Origin of the sequence: Citrobacter sp. MGH100 (assembly GCF_001034465.1) — a bacterium.
GTDB classification, from domain to species: domain Bacteria; phylum Pseudomonadota; class Gammaproteobacteria; order Enterobacterales; family Enterobacteriaceae; genus Citrobacter; species Citrobacter youngae.
This window is the reverse complement of sequence record NZ_KQ089800.1, coordinates 1,561,935-1,581,681: the sequence shown is the minus strand read 5'-3', so window position 1 is coordinate 1,581,681 and position 19,747 is coordinate 1,561,935. Positions and strand designations below refer to the sequence as shown.

The following is a 19,747-nucleotide window of genomic DNA, read 5'->3' as shown; positions in this document are numbered from 1 at the left end:
AAAATGCACTATATCCAGCAGCCTCAAGCAATTGAGGCCAAAAGTTTCGACATCATTGGTGAGATTATCAGTGAAACCCGCCCGGACTATCAGTTTGCCAGTCCGTTGCATGAAGCCATCATCAAGCGGGTGATCCACACCACCGCGGATTTCGACTGGCTGGACATTCTGTGGTTTTCCAGCGATGTGCTGGAACAGTTTTGCGCTGCATTGAGTCGCCCGAGCGTGATTTATACCGATACCACGATGGCGCTTTCCGGGATCAACAAAAACCTGCTGGCAAAATTCGGTGGCGAATGCCGCTGTTACATCAGCGACCCACGTGTGGTGCGGGCAGCAAAAGAACAGGGGATCACTCGTTCAATGGCTGCAGTCGACATTGCCGTGAAGGAAGAGGGCGAAAAACTGTTTGTCTTTGGCAACGCGCCAACCGCGTTGTTCCGACTGCTGGAACATGATGCACCTGTCAGCGGTGTGGTTGGCGTACCGGTAGGATTTGTTGGCGCGGCGGAGTCGAAGGATGCCCTGACACAAAGTCATCTGCCCGCCATTGCCGCATTAGGTCGCAAAGGTGGCAGTAACGTCGCCGCCGCTATCGTCAACGCCATGCTTTATCACATGCAGGGGGCGCGATGAGCGACCAGTCCTTCGACACGCCAGTGTGGCACAACGGTAAAGCGCTGCGTAAAGGATACACCACGGGATCGTGTGCGACGGCGGCGGCAAAAGTCGCTGCGTTGATGGTGCTGCGCCAGCATCTGATCCATCAGGTTTCCATTGTGACGCCTTCCGGGGTGACGTTATGCCTGAACGTGGAGTCACCGCATATCGAAGGGCAGCAGGCGATTGCCGCCATCCGCAAAGATGGTGGCGATGATGTGGACGCCACGCATGGGATGCTGATCTTTGCCCGCGTGACGTTAGACGATAGCAAAGAGATCGTCTTACAGGGCGGTGAAGGTGTCGGTACGGTGACCCGTAAAGGGATTGGTTTGCCGGTGGGCAGTTCGGCGATTAACCGGACACCTCGTCAGACCATTGAGTCCGCAGTACGTGAAGCGATTGGACCAAATCGCGGGGCAAAAATTGAGATTTTTGCGCCTGAAGGTGAAGAACGGGCGCAAAAAACCTACAACTCGCGGCTGGGGATTCTGGGCGGTATTTCGATCATTGGTACCACGGGCATTGTTACGCCGATGTCAGAAGAGAGCTGGAAACGTTCGCTATCGCTGGAGCTGGAGATCAAACGCGCGGCAGGGCTGGATCGCGTAGTACTGGTACCGGGTAATCACGGCGAACGTTTTGTGCGTGAGCAAATGGGGATCGACACACAGGTTGTGGTCACTATGAGCAACTTTGTCGGTTACATGATTGAAGAAGCGGTACGCCTGGGATTCCGCCAGATCGTGCTGGTCGGCCACCCCGGCAAACTTATCAAAATCGCGGCAGGGATCTTCCATACCCACAGTCATATCGCTGATGCCCGCATGGAAACGCTGGTGGCTCACCTCGCATTACTTGGCGCGCCGTTGGAACTACTGACGCTGGTCAGCGACTGCGATACCACCGAGGCGGCGATGGAACACATCGAAGCGTATGGTTTCCAGCACATTTATGACCATCTGGCCAGGCGCATCTGTATGCGTGTCCTGCAAACGTTGCGTTTTACCAAAAATCCCCCGACCTGCGACGCCATCATGTTCTCTTTTGATAACCAGGTGCTGGGGAGCAATCGCCCGATCGCCGAGATCGCTGAGGAGATGCAATGTTAACCGTTGTAGGGATGGGGCCCGCAGGGTTGCATTTGATGACGCCGGTGGCGCGCGATGCGGTTGCAATGGCCGATGTGCTGATCGGTGGCAAGCGACATCTGCAGCAGTTCCCGGATTTTGCCGGTGAGCGGTTTGCTCTTGGCGCCAATATTCCGGAGCTATTGAACTGGATAGGCGAACATCAGGCGCAAAACGTGGTGGTGCTGGCATCCGGCGACCCGCTGTTCTACGGCATTGGCACGCGGATGGTGGCGCATTTTGGTATTGAAAATGTGCGCATTATTCCCGGCATTAGCGCGGTGCAGTATCTGTGTGCGCAAGCTGGTATTGATATGAACGACATGTGGCTCACCAGTAGCCATGGTCGCAGTGTCTGTTTTGATGAACTGGCGCGACATAACAAGGTTGCGATGGTGACCGACGCGCTGTGTGGTCCGCGTGAAATTGCACAGCAGTTGGTTGCCAGAGGCAAAGGACATCGCTGGATGGTGATTGGCGAAAACCTGGCGATGGACAATGAGCGTATCCACTGCCTGCCTGTGAGCAAAATTACAGCCGACTATGACATGAATGCAGTGGTGATACTCGATGAAAGATGAGCTTTTTCTACGTGGAGAGAAAGTGCCGATGACCAAAGAAGCGGTACGCGCACTTGCCCTCTCAAAACTTGAATTACACCGCGCCAGTCACCTGATTGATATTGGTGCCGGAACCGGCAGCGTGTCGATAGAAGCCGCGCTGCAATACCCAGGATTACGCGTGACGGCAATTGAGCGTAATCCGGATGCGCTCAGGCTGCTGGACGAAAACCGTCAGCATTTTGCCTGCGCAAATATCGACATTTTTCCAGGTATCGCGCCGATGACTATCGCGGAAAAAGCCGATGCCATTTTTATGGGCGGCAGCGGCGGCCATCTGACCGAACTGATTGACTGGTCAATGCGTCAATTGCATCCCGCAGGGCGGTTGGTGATGACATTTATCCTTCAGGAAAACCTCAACACCGCGCTGGCTCATCTGGACCGTCCTGGCGTACAGGGTGTGGATTGCCTGCAACTGCAGGTTTCCTCACTTACCACGCTGGGTAGTGGTCACTATTTCAAACCGAATAACCCCGTATTTGTTATCGCCTGTCAGAAGGAAGGAACCCATGTCTGAGATTTTTGATCCCCGTAGTGTGTGGTTTGTTGGCGCAGGTCCTGGCGATCGCGAGCTGATTACCCTCAAAGGGTACCGGTTGCTCCAGCAGGCACAGGTAGTTATCTATGCCGGATCGCTGATTAACACTGAATTACTGGAATATTGCCCGGCCGGAGCGGAATGTCATGACAGCGCCGAACTGCATCTGGAGCAGATCCTTGATCTGATGGAAGCGGGTGTGAAAGCCGGTAAAACCGTCGTGCGTTTGCAAACCGGTGATGTTTCCTTATATGGCTCCGTGCGTGAGCAAGGCGAAGAGTTGACTAAACGCGGGATCGACTGGCAGGTGGTGCCTGGCGTTAGCGCATTCCTGGGCGCGGCTGCGGAGTTGGGCGTCGAGTATACCGTACCGGAAGTGTCGCAGAGTTTGATCATTACCCGTCTGGAAGGTCGCACGCCGGTACCGGAACGTGAACAACTGGAGTCGTTTGCCAGTCACCAGACATCGATGGCGATTTATCTTTCCGTCCAACGTATCCACCGGGTTGCTGAGCGTCTGATTGAAGGCGGTTACCCGGCGGCCACGCCAGTGGCGGTGATCTACAAGGCAACCTGGCCGGAAAGTCAGACCGTGCGTGGTACCCTGGCAGATATTGGCGACAAAGTTCGCGACGCAGGGATCCGTAAAACGGCGCTCATTCTGGTCGGTAATTTCCTGGGCTCGGAGTATCACTACTCCAAACTCTATGCGGCGGATTTTAGCCATGAATACCGTAAAGCCTGAATCACTTGCGCTATTTTGCCTGACCCCCGGCGGCGTTGTGCTTGCTAAACGTCTGGCGGCGATGCTGCCGGTAACCTGTTTTACCAGTGAAAAGCTGCTGGAGGAGGGGTTTATTCCCTTCGAAAACGGCTTTGCTAATACCGCCCGCGAAGCGTTTGCGAATTACTCGGCGCTGATTTTTATCGGGGCGACCGGCATTGCGGTGCGCGTGCTGGCCCCGCTGGTCAACGACAAATTTTGCGATCCGGCAGTGGTGGTCATTGATGAACGTGCCCAGCATGTCATTAGCCTGCTCTCCGGTCATGCGGGAGGAGCTAATGCTCTGGCGCGTTATCTGGCGGGGATGCTGGGGGCCGACCCGGTCATTACCACCGCGACGGATGTTAACGATATGGCGGCGCTGGACACGCTGGCGTTTCAGTTAAATGCCCGTATGAATGATTTCCGCTCGGCGGTCAAAATTGTTAACCAGATGCTGGTCAGCAACAAACGGGTTGGTCTGTGGTGGGACGACGAACTGGCACAGGACGTCAGCCATTGCGACCGCCGTGGATTTATCACGGTGACCGACCTCAATCAGCTTCCTGAACTGGATGTGCTGATTTGTATTACCTTGCGCAACAATCTGCCTGAGCTGCCAGTTGTGCACTGGAAGCTGGTACCGCAGCGAGTGGTTGCCGGAATTGGCTGTCGTCGGGATACGCCGTTTCCACTGTTAGCAGCGCTGCTGGCACGTCAACTCGAAGCACAGCGCTTCGACCCGCTGGCGTTAAAAGCCATTGGCAGCATCACGCTGAAAAAAGACGAACAAGGGCTTATCCAGTTGGCCTCCTGTTGCCGCGTGCCTTTCGAAACCTTTACCGCTGACGCGCTGCGTGAGCATGAACACCGTTTTCCGGCCTCATCGTTTGTTCGCAAAACGGTGGGTACAGGAAGCGTTTCCGGTCCTGCAGCCTGGCTGCTGAGCCACGGACAACTGTTAGGCGAGACCCTGCGAGAACAGGGCGTCACGATCACTTTGGGAGTTTCACACTGATGTTAAGCGTAATTGGAATTGGCCCTGGCTCGCAGGCAATGATGACCATGGAAGCCGTTGAAGCATTGCAGGCAGCGGAAATCATCGTGGGTTATAAAACCTACACCCATCTGGTAAAAGCGTTCACAGGCGACAAGCAGGTGATCAAAACCGGGATGTGCAAAGAGATTGAACGCTGTCAGGCAGCGATCGAACTGGCGCAGGCGGGTCACAACGTGGCGTTGATCAGCAGCGGTGACGCTGGGATTTATGGTATGGCCGGGCTGGTACTCGAACTGGTCAGCAAGCAAAAGCTGGACGTTGAGGTCCGGTTGATACCTGGCATGACCGCAAGTATTGCCGCCGCTTCTTTGCTGGGTGCGCCGCTAATGCACGACTTCTGCCACATCAGCTTAAGCGATCTGTTAACGCCATGGCCGGTTATCGAAAAACGCATTATTGCTGCCGGTGAAGCTGACTTCGTTATCTGTTTCTACAACCCACGCAGCCGGGGTCGCGAAGGACATCTGGCGCGTGCATTTGAACTGCTTTCCGCCAGCAAGAGCGCACAAACGCCGGTTGGTATTGTGAAGTCAGCCGGACGTAAAAAGCAGGAAAAATGGCTGACCACGCTCGGTGATATGGATTTTGAACCGGTGGATATGACCAGTCTGGTGATCGTGGGCAATAAAACAACCTATGTTCAGGACGGCCTGATGATCACGCCACGAGGTTATGTGCTGTGAATTATGGTGATGTGCTGGTCATGGGCGGCACCAGCGACGCGCGCATGCTGTGCCAGCAACTGGATGCGGCAAACGTGGCTTACACCCTGTCAGTTGCGACCCCGACGGGAAAGCAGCTGGCGGGAGACATCAAAGGTCAGGTGCGCTGCGGGCGTCTGGAACGTGAGCAAATGATTGCCTGGCTTCAGGAAAATCGGACGCGCTGGGTGATCGATGCCTCGCATCCTTACGCCGAGGTGGTGAGCCGCAACATCATGAATGCCTGCGAAGCGGCGGGCGTACTGCTGAGTCGCTATCAGCGCCCTGAACAGTTAAGCGGTTTAACCCACCCGCACCTGTATACCGTACAGAGCATTCAGCAAGCCAGCGAGGTTGCGCGGCGCTTCGGCGATCGCGTGCTGCTGACGACCGGCAGTAAAGATCTGGCCATCTGGCGCGAAGAGTTGCCTGAAAAAACGTTGCTGGCGCGCGTCCTGCCTGTACCCGAAGTCATTCAGCAATGCGCGGACCTGGGATTTGGCGTCGGTGAGATCTTTGCGCTGTGCGGACCGTTTAGCGCCGAGTTCAACGCTGCGTTTTATCGCCAGTGTCAGGCTGATGTGGTGATCACTAAGGCATCAGGCGCGGAAGGGGGTTATCAGGAAAAAGTGCAACCCTGTCTGGATGCCGGTATCCCCTGCATCGTGATTACACGCCCGGCACCGTTGGTGACGGGAGAAGAATTACTGGAAAGTCAGGCTGCCTTTGCGGCGCGTTTAACGCGCTGGCTGGCCGCGGCTTAAGGAGTTAGAGATGAAAAAGGCGCTTCTGGTGGTCAGCTTTGGCACCAGCTATCACGACACCTGCGAGAAGAATATTGTGGCCTGTGAGCGCGATCTTGCAGCCAGTTGCCCTGACCGCGACCTGTTCCGGGCGTTTACCTCAGGGATGATTATCCGCAAGCTCAAGCAGCGTGACGGCATTGAAATCGACACGCCGCTGCAGGCGCTGCAAAAGCTGGCGGAGCAGGGGTATCAGGATGTCGCGATTCAGTCGCTGCACATCATCAACGGCGACGAATACGAAAAAATTGTCCGCGAAGTACAAAGTATGCGCCCGCTGTTTTCTCGCCTGACGCTGGGTGTACCACTACTGAGCAGCGTTGAAGATTACGCACAACTGATGCTGGCGCTGCAACAGCAGATGCCGGCGCTTGGCGAAAATGAAAAAGTGGTCTTTATGGGGCACGGGGCCAGCCATCACGCCTTTGCTGCCTATGCCTGTCTTGACCACATGATGACGGCGCAGCGCTTCCCGGCTCGCGTAGGTGCAGTGGAAAGCTACCCGGAAGTTGAGGTGCTGATCGAAAGCTTAGGTCAGGAAGGCGTGACGGCGGTTCATCTAATGCCGCTAATGCTGGTTGCAGGCGACCACGCTATCAATGATATGGCCTCCGATGAAGAGGATTCGTGGAAAACGTTGTTTAACGCAGCAGGCATTCCAGCTACGCCATGGCTCAGCGGTCTGGGTGAGAATCCGGCGGTTCGTGCCATGTTCGTCGCCCATTTACAGCAAGCGCTGAACGTAGCGTTGGAGGAAGCAGCATGAGTGGCAAATTGTATGCACTGAGCACCGGGCCTGGTGCTGCCGATCTGATAACCGTGCGCGCAGCACGCACGCTTGGGGCGCTGGATATTCTTTATGCGCCAGCCGGGCGTAAAGGTGGCGATAGTCTGGCGTTGTCGATTGTGCGGGAGTATATCGGTGAGCAGACCGAGGTTCGCTGCTGCCATTTCCCGATGAGTGCCGACAGTGCTGAAAAAGAGGCCGTCTGGGATGAGGTCGCTGCTGCGTTGGTACAGGAAGTGGAAGCGGGTAAACAGGTAGGTTTTATTACCCTCGGCGACGCCATGCTGTTCAGCACCTGGGTCTTTTTACTGCAGCGTATTGGTTCGCCTGACTGGTTAGAAATCGTCCCGGGCGTGACCTCTTTCGCTGCGATTGCCGCGCGTTCGAAAACTCCGCTCGCCATGGAGCAACAATCGCTGGCAGTGGTCTCCTGTACCGCGCCGGAAGCTGAAATTCAGCAGGCGTTAAAGCAGCATGACAGCCTGGTGCTGATGAAAGTGTACGGTCGTTTTGCGCGCATCAAAGCGCTGCTGCAACAAGAAGGCTTGTTGGACTGTGCACTGATGATGTCTGAAGCCACGCTGCCGGGCGAGCAGTGCTGGCGCCATCTCGACGAGGTGAGCGACGATCAGCCGCTGCCTTATTTCTCGACCATTCTGGTCAACAAACAGTGGGAGTATGCACAATGAAGCTTGAACAACAGCTAAAACAGCTGTCTTTCAGCGGGTTGGCAGCGGCGCTATTACTGATGATTGTTCCTGAGCAAGCGTTCGCGATGCACATTATGGAAGGCTTTTTGCCACCGATGTGGGCGCTGGCATGGTGGCTGCTGTTTTTGCCCTGCCTGTGGTACGGGCTGGTGCGCCTGCGCCAAATCGTGCAGGAAGATAACCACCAGAAAGTTTTACTGGCACTGTGCGGCGCCTTTATTTTTGTGCTGTCGGCGCTGAAAATTCCTTCCGTTACCGGAAGTTGTTCACACCCTACCGGCGTAGGCCTGGCAGTTATCCTGTTTGGACCAGGCGTAGTGGCCATCCTCGGGGCAATCGTTTTGCTGTTCCAGGCTCTGCTGCTGGCGCACGGTGGTTTGACGACGCTTGGCGCTAACGGTATGTCGATGGCGGTAATCGGCCCGGTTGTTGGGTATATGGTGTGGAAGTTGGCCTGTCGCGCGGGGTTCCGCCGTGATGTTTGCGTCTTCTTGTGCGCGATGCTGGCGGATCTTGTTACCTATTTCGTCACCTCAGTGCAACTGGGCGTGGCGTTCCCGGATCCGTCTGCTGGCGCTACCGGTTCAATCATTAAGTTCATGGGAATTTTCTGTCTGACGCAGATCCCCATCGCGATTGCGGAAGGGTTACTCACCGTGCTGATTTACGATCAGCTAACCAAACGCCAGTTAATAACCGCACAAGGACATTAACGATGAAAAAGACGCTGATTATATTGGGCATGGTAGTGGCGCTGGTGATCCTGCCGTTCTTTATCAACCACGGTGGTGAATACGGCGGCTCGGACGGTGAGGCGGAGAGTCAGATTCAGGCTATTGCCCCGCATTATGAGCCGTGGTTCCAGCCGTTATATGAACCGGCAAGCGGTGAGATTGAAAGCCTGCTGTTTACGCTCCAGGGATCGCTGGGCGCAGCCGTAATTTTCTACATATTGGGTTACACCAAGGGCAGGCAACGTCGTGATGACCGGGCTTGACAGGCTTAGCTATCAAAGCCGCTGGTTTCATGTCTCACCGGTGCGGAAATTTCTGCTCTGGCTAATGATGATGATTCTGGCCTTTACTCTGCCCCCGCTGGGGCAGGGTATCGAGATGTTGCTGATAGCGGCGCTCAGTTGCTGGCTGCTGCGGGTTTCTTTCTGGCGCTGGTGTCGCTGGATGGCGTTACCGTTTGGCTTTCTGCTGGTGGGCGTCGTGACGATTTTGTTTAGCGTCAGTCGCGACCCGCATACCTTACTGGCCAGCGTACCCGTGGGCAGCTACTGGTTGGGCGTTAGCGCCCCAGGACTTGTCACCGCCAATGAAACCTTCTGGCGCAGCCTGGCTGCGCTGGCGGCAACGTTCTGGCTGGTGCTGAATTTACCGTTTCCGCAGTTAATTATCCTGCTCAAACGTGCACATGTCCCACGACTGATGACCGAGCTGATTCTGCTGACCTGGCGCTTTATTTTTATCCTGTTAGACGAGGCACTCGCCATTCATCGCGCACAAACGCTGCGTTTTGGTTATCGTAGCTTGCCATTAGGCTATCGCTCGCTGGCGATGCTGGTGGGATTATTGTTTACCCGCGTGTTGATCCGTTATCAGCAAATGACCACCACACTGGATATCAAACTGTATCAGGGTGATTTTCACCTGTAAGGAAAAGTATGCTTGCCACCTCAGCGCTTTGGTTTCGCTACCAGGATGACCCGATTCTCAAAGGGCTAACGCTGGACTTTTCTCAACATGCCGTCACCGGACTGGTGGGGGCCAATGGCTGTGGGAAGTCCACGCTGTTTATGAACCTGAGCGGTTTACTGCGCCCACAACAGGGGGCGGTGATGTGGCAAGGAAAACCACTGGATTACAGCAAGCGCGGCCTGCTGGCGCTACGTCAGCAGGTGGCAACGGTATTTCAGGACCCCGATCAGCAAATCTTTTATACCGACATCGACAGTGACATCGCGTTTAGCCTGCGTAATCTCGGCGTGGACGAGGCTGAAATTGTCCGTCGGGTGGACGATGCCTTGACGCTGGTCGACGCCCAGCATTTTCGCCGTCAGCCCATTCAGTGTTTAAGCCACGGGCAAAAAAAACGCGTGGCGATTGCCGGGGCGCTGGTGCTGCAAGCGCAGTATCTGTTACTGGATGAACCCACCGCCGGTCTCGACCCATCAGGGCGTACGCAGATGATCGAGATTATCAAACGCATTGTGGCGCAAGGAAATCATGTGGTTATTTCCAGCCATGATATTGATCTCATCTATGAAGTCAGCGATGCGGTGTATGTTTTACGTCGCGGAGAAGTGCTGACGCACGGCACGCCGGGGGACGTTTTCGCCCGTACCGATCTTATTGAACAAGCCGGGTTAACTCAGCCATGGCTGGTGAAATTGCACACCGAGCTGGGCTTCCCGCTGTGTAAAACAGAGGCTGAATTTTTTAGTTGTATGCGAGAGAACGCACTGAAGGAGGCGTCATGACGCAGGCGATAATGTTGCAGGGAACGGCATCTGATGTGGGTAAAAGCGTGTTGGTCGCCGGGCTGTGTCGTATTTTTTATCAGGATGGGCTGCGTACCGCGCCGTTCAAATCGCAAAACATGGCGCTGAACTCTGGTATTACGCCAGAGGGCAAAGAGATGGGCCGCGCGCAAATTTTTCAGGCTGAAGCCGCTGGCATTACGCCAGATGTGCGTATGAATCCGGTGCTGCTTAAACCGACCAGCGACCGTAAAGCGCAGGTTGTGCTGATGGGCAAAGTGGCAACCGATATGGATGCGGTCAGTTACCACGAGTACAAACCGCGTCTGCGGGATCAAATCCTGTCAGTTTATAACAGTCTGGCGCAAGAGTTCGATGTGCTGGTGCTGGAGGGGGCGGGAAGCCCGGCCGAGATTAACCTGCGCGATCGCGATATCGTCAATATGGGCATGGCTGAAATGGCGCAATGTCCTGCCATTTTGGTGGCGGATATCGACCGTGGCGGGGTGTTTGCCTCCATTTACGGCACGCTGGCGCTATTGCACGATCATGAACGCGCCAGGGTCAAAGGGGTGATCATCAATAAATTTCGCGGCGATGTGGCGCTGCTGTATTCCGGTATTGAGCAAATTGAAGCGCTGACCGGGGTGCCGGTACTGGGCGTCATGCCATGGCTGGATGTGGATCTGGAAGATGAAGATGGCGTTGCGCTGCAAAAGGGCAAATATTTGCGCACTGATAAACGCGACATCGACATCGCCGTTGTGCAAATCCCGCACATTTCTAACTTTACTGATTTCAATGCGCTTGCCGCACAGCCGGATGTGCGCGTGCGCTATGTGCGCCAGCCTGAAGAACTGGCGGGGGCCGATCTGGTGATTCTGCCCGGCAGCAAAAATACGCTGGGCGATCTTGTGTGGCTGCGTGAGAGCGGAATGGCGCACGGCGTCGTGCAATTGCATCGTAATAATGTGCCGGTGGTGGGGATTTGCGGCGGCTATCAAATGCTCGGCGATACGATCATCGATGAAGTGGAGTCAGGGCTTGGCACGCTGCCGGGTCTGGGCTTGCTCAATACCGTCACCCATTTTGCCCAGCACAAAACCACCACTCTGGTTGAGGGAAAAATGTCCTCCTCGCTGCCTGACTGGCTGGCGGGCGCGGCAGGGTTATCCGTTCGTGGTTACGAAATCCATATGGGCGAAACGACGTTAACCGAAGAATGCCGGTCGGTGATGACGCTGCGCAAAGACGGCGGCAATGTGGCTGACGGCGCGGTTACGCCGGATGGCCTGGCGTTTGGTACTTATCTTCACGGTCTGTTCGACAGCGATGAATTTACCCGGGCGCTGGTTAATGGCCTGCGCGTACGTAAAGGGTTAGCACCGCTGGATTCCACCTTCCATTACGCGCAATATAAATCGCAGCAGTTTGATCTGCTGGCGGATGCGATGCGGCAACACATCGATATTGAGAAAATTTATACCATCATGCAGCAACACCGGGAGCCCGTATGATGATTCTGGTTACCGGCGGTGCGCGTAGCGGCAAGAGTCGACATGCGGAAGCGCTGATCGCGGATTCTCCAAACGTTTTGTATATCGCGACTTCGCAGATCTTTGATAAGGAGATGGCGGCGCGAATTCAGCATCATCGCGATGGACGCCCTGCGCACTGGCGTACAGCTGAACGCTGGCAACATCTCGATGAACTGATAACGGCAGAAAACGATCCGCAGGAAGCCATTTTGCTGGAGTGCATTACCACGATGGTGACCAACCTGCTGTTTGCACTGGGCGGTGACAGTGACCCGGATAGCTGGGATTACGCGGCGATGGAGCAGTCGATCGAGGATGAGATCCGTTCGCTGATTGCTGCCTGTCAGCGCTGCCCGGCAAAGGTTGTGCTGGTGACCAACGAAGTGGGAATGGGGATTGTTCCGGAGAACCGTCTGGCACGGCATTTTCGCGATATTGCAGGACGCGTGAATCAGCGACTGGCGGCAGCAGCCGATGAGGTCTGGCTGGTGGTATCAGGAATTGGAGTCAAAATTAAATGAGTAAGTTGTTCTGGGCAATGCTCTCTTTTATCAGTCGCTTGCCCGTTCCTGCTCGCTGGTCGCAAGGACTGGATTTCGAGCACTATTCACGTGGCATTGTTATGTTCCCGCTGATTGGCGTGGTGCTGGGCGGGCTTACGGGGCTGGTCTTTATGGCGCTACAGGCCTGGTGCGGTATCCCACTGGCGGCGCTGTTTGCAGTGTTGACCCTGGCGCTACTGACCGGCGGTTTTCATCTTGATGGCCTGGCGGATACCTGTGACGGTATTTTCTCTGCCCGTCGACGCGAACGGATGCTGGAGATCATGCGCGACAGCCGGCTGGGAACCCACGGCGGACTGGCGCTAATTTTCGTGTTGCCGGCAAAAGTGCTGGTAGTGAGCGAACTGGCTTTGCGTGGCACACCGATGTTGGCGGCGCTTGCTGCGGCTTGTGTCGCCGGGCGGGGCTGTGCTGTTTTGCTGATGTATCGACATCGTTACGCGCGCGAAGAAGGGCTGGGCAACGTCTTTATCGGCAAAGTCTCCGGGCGTCAAACCTGCGTCACGTTGGGATTTGCGGCGATCCTTGCCGCCGTACTACTTCCCGGTATGCGTGGTGTGGCAGCACTGGTCGTTACGTTGGTGGCGATCTTCATTCTTGGGCAGTTATTAAAACGCACGTTAGGTGGGCAAACCGGCGATACGCTGGGTGCGGCCATTGAACTTGGCGAGTTGGTTTTCCTGCTGGCTCTGCTTTGAGTCAGTCAACATACTGGAACCCTTATGCAGACTTTATCCTCTTTACTTCACGCGATCCCTTCTCCCGATAGCGCTGCAATGTTGCGCGCGCAGCAACATATTGATGGCCTGCTTAAGCCGCCGGGAAGTCTTGGGCGACTCGAATCTCTCGCTGTGCAACTGGCCGGTATGCCAGGCCTGAAGGGTGTGCCGCATGTGAATGGCAAAGCGATGCTGGTGATGTGTGCCGATCATGGCGTGTGGGATGAAGGGGTTGCCGTTTCGCCTAAAATCGTCACGGCTATTCAGGCTGCTAATATGACGCGTGGGACGACCGGCGTTTGCGTGCTGGCTGCTCAGGCGGGGGCAAAGGTACATGTGATTGATGTCGGCATCGATGCTGAACTCATTCCCGGCGTGGTGAATATGCGCGTGGCGCGCGGCTGCGGTAATATTGCTCAAGGCCCGGCAATGCGCCGTTCTCAGGCCGAGGAACTGCTGCTGGAAGTTATCCGTTATACCCATGAGCTGGCCAGGGATGGCGTAACGCTGTTTGGCGTCGGTGAACTTGGTATGGCCAATACGACCCCCGCGGCGGCAATCGTCAGCGTATTGACCGGCAGCGATGCCGAGGATGTGGTCGGTATCGGCGCTAACCTGCCGCTCTCGAGGGTAGGCAATAAGGTTGATGTTGTACGGCGAGCCATTGCCGTCAATCAGCCGGATCGCAATGACGGTATTGATGTGCTGGCAAAAGTGGGTGGTTTTGATCTTGTCGGTATGGCGGGGGTGATGTTAGGTGCGGCGTCTTGCGGTCTGCCGGTCATCCTGGATGGTTTCCTGTCTTATTCGGCGGCACTGGCTGCCTGTCAGATAGCGCCGGAGATTAAACCTTATCTGATCCCGTCGCATTTCTCCGCCGAGAAGGGCGCTCGTACTGCACTGGCGCACCTGGAACTGGAGCCGTATCTCAACATGGGAATGCGTTTAGGCGAAGGCAGTGGTGCCGCGCTGGCGATGCCCATTGTTGAAGCGGCCTGCGCGATGTATAGCAATATGGGGCAGTTAGCTGCCAGTAATATTGTATTACCGGATGGCAAAGAAGCGTAGCCGCTCACGACCCCGCTTTATGGCGGGGGTTTTTATGTGCATTCTCGTCGTAACCCCCTAAAACAGATAAAAAAGCTATACTTAATGGATATCTGCTGCGACGAAGGAAAGGAAAAAGATGCGTCGTGTAAAACTGCTGTGTGCTCTTGTTATGCTGCTCGCGAGTCAGGGATCGCAGGCGGTGAGCTACCCATTGCCTCCTGAGGGCAGCCGTCTGGTGGGAAGCCCTTTGACGATAACGATTCCCGCTGGTAATACTCAGCCCCTGGAGGCTTTTGCCGCACAGTATGGACAGGGATTGAGTAATATGCTCGAAGCCAATCCTGGTGTGGACGTATTTCTGCCAAAGTCGGGTTCCACACTGGTGGTGCCACAACAGTTGATATTGCCTGATACCGTACGTGAAGGCATCGTCATCAACGTCGCAGAAATGCGGCTCTACTATTACCCTGAGGGTGCTAATACGGTAGAGGTATTACCTATTGGTATTGGGCAGGCCGGGAGGGAAACTCCGCGCAACTGGGTCACGGCGGTCGAACGTAAACAGGAAGCACCAAGCTGGACGCCCACGGCAAATACCCGGCGGGAGTATGCTGCTCGTGGGGAAAGCTTACCGGCGTTTGTGCCTGCCGGGCCTGACAATCCGATGGGACTGTACGCTATCTATATCGGCAGGTTGTACGCCATCCATGGTACTAATGCCAACTTCGGTATTGGGCTACGCGTGAGCCAGGGCTGCATCCGTCTGCGTAATGACGACATCAAATACCTGTTTGATACTGTGCCAGTTGGCACGCGTGTTCAGATTATTGACCGACCGGTAAAATTCAGCACCGAGCCAGACGGTAGCCATTGGGTTGAGGTTCATGAACCGCTGTCCCGCAATCGCTCCGAATATGAATCTGACAGAAAGGTTCCGCTGCCCATCACCCCCGTTTTGCGTACTTTTATCAGCGGGAATGACGTGGATGTGAATCGTGGGAATCAGGCGCTGGAACGCCGTTCCGGGATGCCGGTGAATATCAGTCTGGTGCAGACACATTAGCGATGCCACTACGCGGCTCTTTCTTAGCCCTGACTATGGTGGGCCGCTTTTTTAAGCTGATACTGACCCATTTTCACAAAACCGATATGGTCCGCCATCAACTGAGCTTCGTGCTCGCTGTGGGTAACCAGCAGCGCGGTCTGGCCAGCAGCGCGTAAAATATCCCGAACCTCATTACCAAGGCGCTCGCGTGTGCGCTTATCCAGACTGGAGAAGGGTTCATCCAGCAGTAAAATTTCTGGGTGTGGCGCCAGCGCGCGGGCTAACGCGATGCGCTGCTGCTGCCCGCCAGAAAGTTCATGAGGGTAATGGTTAGCATGACTGTGCAATTCCACCATTTTCAACAGCTCCGTCACTCTGGCCTGTTGCGCTTCACGTGGCATACGCCGTAAACCGAAGGCGATGTTTTGTTGTGCGGTCAGATGGGGAAATAAGGCGTATTCCTGAAAGACCATGCCGACATGACGTTTTTCCGGGGGCAAATGAACGCCGGGGCCAGCGATACGCCGCTCTGAGACATAGATCTCTCCACACTGCAGTCGTTCAAAACCGGCAACTGCACGCAACACCGTTGTTTTCCCACAGCCTGAAGCGCCAAGCAGACAGGCAATTTCTCCTTTGCGTACCGACATTGAGAATCCGCTCAGGACCGGTTGCTGGCTGTTGCCGTAGGCAACGTGCACGTCCTGGAGTCGTAATGCGATTTCTGACATTGTTGCTCTCTTAACCACGGCGAGTCATCTGGTGACGCACCAACAATATAACGGGCAGTGTACCTGCTAAAACAATCATTAGCGCGGCGATAGCACCTTCTTCATAGGTCCCGCGGGCCGCTTCTGCATACAGCAGAGTGGCCAGCGTTTCGAAATTTACCGGGCGCAACAGCAGCGTTGTTGGCAGTTCTTTCATCGCATCGGCAAAAACCAGCAATGCGCTGCTCACTAATGCCGGACGCAGTAACGGAAAATGAACGCGGGCAAATGTTCCGGCACCGTTTTCGCCGAGCAATCGTGAAGCCTGTTCGAGTGACGGCGGGATGCGGCCCAGACCGGAGTCCAGCGCGCCGATGGCAATTGCCTGGAAACGCATCGCGCAGCAAATGACCAACAAAATACCGCCAGACATCAGCGGTAACCCGCGAATATCCAGTAAGTCGGCCAGCCAACGATCGACAGCCATCGCTGGGGGCAAAAAACCAATCGCCAGAATCGTTCCGGGCACCGCATAACCGAGGGAGGCCAGACGCATCACGCCACGACGAAAGCCAGGCATCGCGTTGTCTGCTGCGCTATGGCGTGCGCTCCAGGCCACCAGCAAGCTGACGCAAATCACCACCAGCGTGGTTCCTGCTGCCAGCAAGAGCGTATTTTGTAATGCTGAAAGCAACGAGGCGGAAAGGGGGCTCGTGTCCCCTAAGCGTTTGGCACTTTCCCACATCAAAAAGAGAACCGGGGCCACAAAGCCCAATATAACCGGTAGCGAAATGACCGCGCCGAGTAGCCAGCCACGCCAGCCGGGCACGCGAGTGGGTTGGATTTCCCGCAGGCTGCGGCTGCTGAATCCTTGCTTTCTGCGCCCGTAAAATTCCAGCGTCAGAATGAAGAAGATAAACATCAGCATCATGCAGGCGATTTGTGCGGCGGCGGATAAATCAGAGCGAGAGATCCACGTGGTGTAGACGGTAACGGTTAACGTTTGTACGCCGAGGAACTCCGATGCACCAATATCGTTGAGCGTTTCCAGAAGTGCCAGGCTGATGCCGACAGCCAGTGCCGGGCGCGCCATTGGCAGGGCGACCCGGAAGAACGTCCCGGCAGCGCTGCATCCCAGCGTACGGGCAGCCTCAAGTAAATGGGCCGGTTGACTGATAAACGTGGCGCGGGTCGTCAGGTAGACGTAAGGATAGAGCACTAAACCGAGCAAAATAATCGCGCCGGAAAGCGAACGCAAATCCGGTAGCCGGAACTGCCGTGGACTGTCAAAGCCCAGCAGGAAGCGGATAAAGGTTTGCAGAGGGCCAATCGGATGCAGTAGATCGAGCCAGGCAAAGGCGACGATGTAGGTTGGCATCGCCAGCGGCAGCAGCAACGCCCAACTGAGGATCTTACGTCCAGGAAAGTCCCATGCTGTGATGGCCCAGGCGCTGCCTACGCCAATCACGCCAACCAGCACTGCCACACCGGCTAACAGCAGTACGGTATTTTTTAATGCTGCAGGCAGCACAAACGTAATGAGATTGTCCCAGTGCGATAAATCTGACTGGGTAGCTTGCCAGATAAGCGCAATGATGGGAGTCAGGACGCCAAGCGCAATGCAAAGCGCCCCAAGGTGCAACGGCGTTAATAATGACTGCGGCCCGGAAACCAGGCCGCGTAACGTCGGAAACTGTAGAAGTTTATTGATCGAATCCAACTTTATCTACCAGCAGACTTGCTTGTTTACGGTATTTCACGATTTCGGTTAACGGAATTTTATCGACATCGATCTCACCAATTGTGGCGTTGATCACCGGATCGAGAGTGACACCTTTCAGTACCGGGTATTCGAAGTTCGCTTTTGCGTACTGCTGCTGGGCAGGTGCGGAAACCAGATATTCCATCAACTTAACGGCATCGGCTTTATTGGGGGCATAGCGTGCTACTGCCGCGCCGCTGATATTGACGTGCGTGCCGCCATTTTCAAAGGTTGGCTTAACGACTTTAATTGCATCGCCCCACTGACGTGCATCGCTGCCTTCTTTGGCGTTTTTCATATGGCCGACGTAATAGGAGTTCGCCAGGCCAATATCGCAAATACCCCCGAGGATATCGCGGGCAACGTCACGGTCGCCGCCAGTCGCTTTACGTGCCAGATTCGCTTTCACGCCACGCAGCCATTCTTCCGTTTTTGCTTCGCCGTGATGGGCAATCATCGCGGCGATCAGCGCCGTATTGTACGGATGCTGACCGGAACGAATACAAACCTTACCTTTGTACTCGGGGCTGGCGAGCTGTTCGTAATGCCAGTTATCGATTGGCATTGACTTCTCGGCGTACAACACTCGCGCACGCATTGACAGCGCAAACCACTGATTATCCGCACCGCGGAGATTGGCCGGAATAGCCGCTTTCAGTGCTTCTGACTCCACGGGTTGTGTCACACCCGCTTCGACTAAATCGATAAGGTTCCCGGCGTCAACGGTCATCAGCAGGTCGGCAGGGGAGTTTTTACCTTCCGCTTTAACACGCTCAAGCATGCCGTCCTTGATATAGACCGTGCTGACTTTTATACCGCTGGTTTTCGTCCAGCTATCAAGCAGGGGCTGAATCAGGCCCGGTTCACGGGTGGTATACAGCGTTAACGCATCCTGGGCGAAAGCCGGCAGGCTGACAGAGAGGACGAGAGCAGAAGCAAGCGTGATACGGCGCAGTCCAGTGCGAGGCAGAGCATTCATCGTTTATATCCCAGCGTAATTGGAACGTACAGTGACCCGGGCAGGGGCTCATTTTTTGCCTGCGTACAATAAATGATAATCACTAGCAATTACAATCATTGCAAAGTGTAAATAATTTACATTTACATAACTTTAATCAACGGTGTGAAGTGGCCTGTCCCTGTTATGGATAAGATATTTAGCATCCATGAATACACTGGGTTGCCGGCTGCCTGGCGTTACCAGACGTAATCACTTAAGCCCGCGTAATAAACGAGACAAAGTGATTAAGTACCCGGCTGACTTCGCGGCTTTTTAGCCATATCATCATGGTGTTCACTTTACCTATCTGTGGCGTAATCGTATGACTGCGGACAGGGAAGTTATTCTCATACTGTCTGACAATATTTTCTGGCAACAGCGCAATCCCCATCCCGGCACTCACACAGCCAAGGATCGCCTGAAAAGAGCCAAATTCCAGAGGATCGGCGTAATCGATCCCCTGTAGGCGCAGCCATTCTCCCAGGCGGGAGCGATAGTTGCACCCTTTAACAAAAACCAGCGGCCTTGTCACCTGGAGGTCAGCGCCAGTAATGACATTCTGGTGCTCTGCCGCTGTTACCAGTACCAGCGTTTCCTGACATAACACGTGTGATTGCAGGGGCGAATTTTCCATATGCAGTCCCTGATGATCGGCAACGAATGCGATTTCCAGTTCATTGTTCAGAATGTGTTGCACCAGCGCCTCAGTAGGGGAGGTTTTCAGGTTTAACTCAATGGAAGGCATTTCGCGGTGGAAATTCGCCAGTATCGAAGGGAGACGTACCGCTGCGGTCGTTTCCATTGCACCAATTCGCAATGGTCCCGCCACTTTTGTTCCCAGCATCGACAATTCTGCTTCCTCTAACAACGCCAAAATTTTGTTGGCGTAACGCAGAAGCAGTTCGCCCTCAGGGGTAATGTAGAGTCGATTTTTCTCGCGCACAAACAGAGAGACATCAAGGCTGGCTTCCAGCTGTTTAAGGCGGGTTGTGACATTCGAAGAAACGCAGTTCAGACTACGTGCAGCAGCGGATATGGAGCCCGTTTCCGCCACCGTTTTAAACAAGTTCAGAGAGGTACTGTTCATAGAAGCATCACTC

The 19,747-nt window shown here is 55.0% G+C and carries 23 protein-coding genes; 19 read left to right on the top strand and 4 right to left on the bottom strand.

From position 1 onward, the window contains the following. The first annotated feature begins 3 nt into the window (after positions 1-3). From SK32_RS07555 to ldtA, 19 genes are all read left to right on the top strand, one after another. Positions 4-636, top strand: a complete 633-nt coding sequence (locus SK32_RS07555) for a cobalt-precorrin-8 methylmutase (protein WP_048211988.1) — start codon at positions 4-6, stop codon at positions 634-636. Beyond that, positions 633-1,772 (top strand): cobalt-precorrin-5B (C(1))-methyltransferase CbiD, encoded by a 1,140-nt coding sequence (cbiD, locus tag SK32_RS07550; protein WP_048211987.1) that lies wholly within the window; start codon positions 633-635, stop codon positions 1,770-1,772. Before SK32_RS07555 ends, cbiD begins: the two co-directional genes overlap by 4 nt. Further along, positions 1,766-2,371, top strand: coding sequence for a cobalt-precorrin-7 (C(5))-methyltransferase (locus tag SK32_RS07545; protein ID WP_048211986.1), 606 nt, complete (start codon positions 1,766-1,768; stop codon positions 2,369-2,371). The genes cbiD and SK32_RS07545 overlap by 7 nt, the downstream gene beginning before the upstream one ends. Next, positions 2,361-2,930, top strand: a complete 570-nt coding sequence (locus SK32_RS07540) for a decarboxylating cobalt-precorrin-6B (C(15))-methyltransferase (RefSeq protein ID WP_048211985.1) — start codon at positions 2,361-2,363, stop codon at positions 2,928-2,930. Before SK32_RS07545 ends, SK32_RS07540 begins: the two co-directional genes overlap by 11 nt. After that, positions 2,923-3,696, top strand: a complete 774-nt coding sequence (locus SK32_RS07535) for a cobalt-precorrin-4 methyltransferase (protein ID WP_005123046.1) — start codon at positions 2,923-2,925, stop codon at positions 3,694-3,696. The genes SK32_RS07540 and SK32_RS07535 overlap by 8 nt, the downstream gene beginning before the upstream one ends. Then, on the top strand, positions 3,677-4,732 hold the full coding sequence (cbiG, locus tag SK32_RS07530; protein WP_048211984.1) for a cobalt-precorrin 5A hydrolase: 1,056 nt from the start codon (positions 3,677-3,679) through the stop codon (positions 4,730-4,732). The genes SK32_RS07535 and cbiG overlap by 20 nt, the downstream gene beginning before the upstream one ends. Next, complete coding sequence (locus tag SK32_RS07525) at positions 4,732-5,457, top strand: precorrin-3B C(17)-methyltransferase (RefSeq protein ID WP_048211983.1); 726 nt, start codon at positions 4,732-4,734, stop codon at positions 5,455-5,457. Before cbiG ends, SK32_RS07525 begins: the two co-directional genes overlap by 1 nt. After that, positions 5,454-6,239, top strand: a complete 786-nt coding sequence (locus SK32_RS07520) for a cobalt-precorrin-6A reductase (RefSeq protein ID WP_048211982.1) — start codon at positions 5,454-5,456, stop codon at positions 6,237-6,239. The genes SK32_RS07525 and SK32_RS07520 overlap by 4 nt, the downstream gene beginning before the upstream one ends. Positions 6,240-6,249: 10 nt before the next feature. Beyond that, positions 6,250-7,044 carry a sirohydrochlorin cobaltochelatase gene (gene cbiK / locus SK32_RS07515; RefSeq protein WP_048211981.1) on the top strand — a complete coding sequence of 265 codons (795 nt, stop codon included), beginning with the start codon at positions 6,250-6,252 and terminating at the stop codon, positions 7,042-7,044. Next, the gene (locus tag SK32_RS07510) at positions 7,041-7,754 is read left to right on the top strand and encodes a cobalt-factor II C(20)-methyltransferase (RefSeq protein ID WP_005123035.1); all 714 of its coding nucleotides are present in this window, start codon (positions 7,041-7,043) and stop codon (positions 7,752-7,754) included. Before cbiK ends, SK32_RS07510 begins: the two co-directional genes overlap by 4 nt. Continuing rightward, positions 7,751-8,488 (top strand): cobalt ECF transporter S component CbiM, encoded by a 738-nt coding sequence (gene cbiM / locus SK32_RS07505; RefSeq protein WP_048211980.1) that lies wholly within the window; start codon positions 7,751-7,753, stop codon positions 8,486-8,488. Before SK32_RS07510 ends, cbiM begins: the two co-directional genes overlap by 4 nt. Positions 8,489-8,490: 2 nt before the next feature. After that, positions 8,491-8,772 carry an energy-coupling factor ABC transporter substrate-binding protein gene (locus SK32_RS07500; protein WP_003030289.1) on the top strand — a complete coding sequence of 94 codons (282 nt, stop codon included), beginning with the start codon at positions 8,491-8,493 and terminating at the stop codon, positions 8,770-8,772. Beyond that, positions 8,759-9,436, top strand: coding sequence for an energy-coupling factor ABC transporter transmembrane protein (locus SK32_RS07495; RefSeq protein WP_048211979.1), 678 nt, complete (start codon positions 8,759-8,761; stop codon positions 9,434-9,436). Before SK32_RS07500 ends, SK32_RS07495 begins: the two co-directional genes overlap by 14 nt. A gap of 8 nt (positions 9,437-9,444) precedes the next feature. Further along, positions 9,445-10,260, top strand: a complete 816-nt coding sequence (locus tag SK32_RS07490) for an energy-coupling factor ABC transporter ATP-binding protein (protein WP_048211978.1) — start codon at positions 9,445-9,447, stop codon at positions 10,258-10,260. Next, complete coding sequence (locus tag SK32_RS07485) at positions 10,257-11,777, top strand: cobyric acid synthase (RefSeq protein ID WP_048211977.1); 1,521 nt, start codon at positions 10,257-10,259, stop codon at positions 11,775-11,777. The genes SK32_RS07490 and SK32_RS07485 overlap by 4 nt, the downstream gene beginning before the upstream one ends. Next, positions 11,774-12,319: a bifunctional adenosylcobinamide kinase/adenosylcobinamide-phosphate guanylyltransferase gene (gene cobU / locus SK32_RS07480; protein ID WP_048211976.1), complete on the top strand. Its 546-nt coding sequence runs from the start codon at positions 11,774-11,776 to the stop codon at positions 12,317-12,319. The genes SK32_RS07485 and cobU overlap by 4 nt, the downstream gene beginning before the upstream one ends. Beyond that, on the top strand, positions 12,316-13,059 hold the full coding sequence (cobS, locus tag SK32_RS07475) for an adenosylcobinamide-GDP ribazoletransferase (RefSeq protein WP_048211975.1): 744 nt from the start codon (positions 12,316-12,318) through the stop codon (positions 13,057-13,059). The genes cobU and cobS overlap by 4 nt, the downstream gene beginning before the upstream one ends. Before the next feature lie 24 nt (positions 13,060-13,083). Further along, positions 13,084-14,148: a nicotinate-nucleotide--dimethylbenzimidazole phosphoribosyltransferase gene (gene cobT, locus SK32_RS07470; RefSeq protein ID WP_048211974.1), complete on the top strand. Its 1,065-nt coding sequence runs from the start codon at positions 13,084-13,086 to the stop codon at positions 14,146-14,148. A 118-nt stretch (positions 14,149-14,266) separates the two neighbouring features. Then, positions 14,267-15,193, top strand: a complete 927-nt coding sequence (gene ldtA, locus SK32_RS07465; protein ID WP_048211973.1) for a L,D-transpeptidase — start codon at positions 14,267-14,269, stop codon at positions 15,191-15,193. Between the two features lie 23 nt (positions 15,194-15,216). On the opposite strand, the gene SK32_RS07460 is transcribed toward ldtA, so the two are convergent. The 4 genes from SK32_RS07460 to SK32_RS07445 form a co-directional block, all read right to left on the bottom strand. Further along, entirely contained in the window at positions 15,217-15,906 is a 690-nt protein-coding gene (locus tag SK32_RS07460) for an ABC transporter ATP-binding protein (RefSeq protein ID WP_048211972.1), read from the bottom strand. Between the two features lie 10 nt (positions 15,907-15,916). Next, entirely contained in the window at positions 15,917-17,605 is a 1,689-nt protein-coding gene (locus SK32_RS07455; protein WP_048211971.1) for an ABC transporter permease, read from the bottom strand. After that, positions 17,589-18,626, bottom strand: a complete 1,038-nt coding sequence (locus SK32_RS07450) for an extracellular solute-binding protein (RefSeq protein ID WP_048211970.1) — start codon at positions 18,624-18,626, stop codon at positions 17,589-17,591. The genes SK32_RS07455 and SK32_RS07450 overlap by 17 nt, the downstream gene beginning before the upstream one ends. A 235-nt stretch (positions 18,627-18,861) precedes the next feature. After that, positions 18,862-19,734: a LysR family transcriptional regulator gene (locus tag SK32_RS07445; RefSeq protein WP_048211969.1), complete on the bottom strand. Its 873-nt coding sequence runs from the start codon at positions 19,732-19,734 to the stop codon at positions 18,862-18,864. Positions 19,735-19,747: the final 13 nt, after the last annotated feature.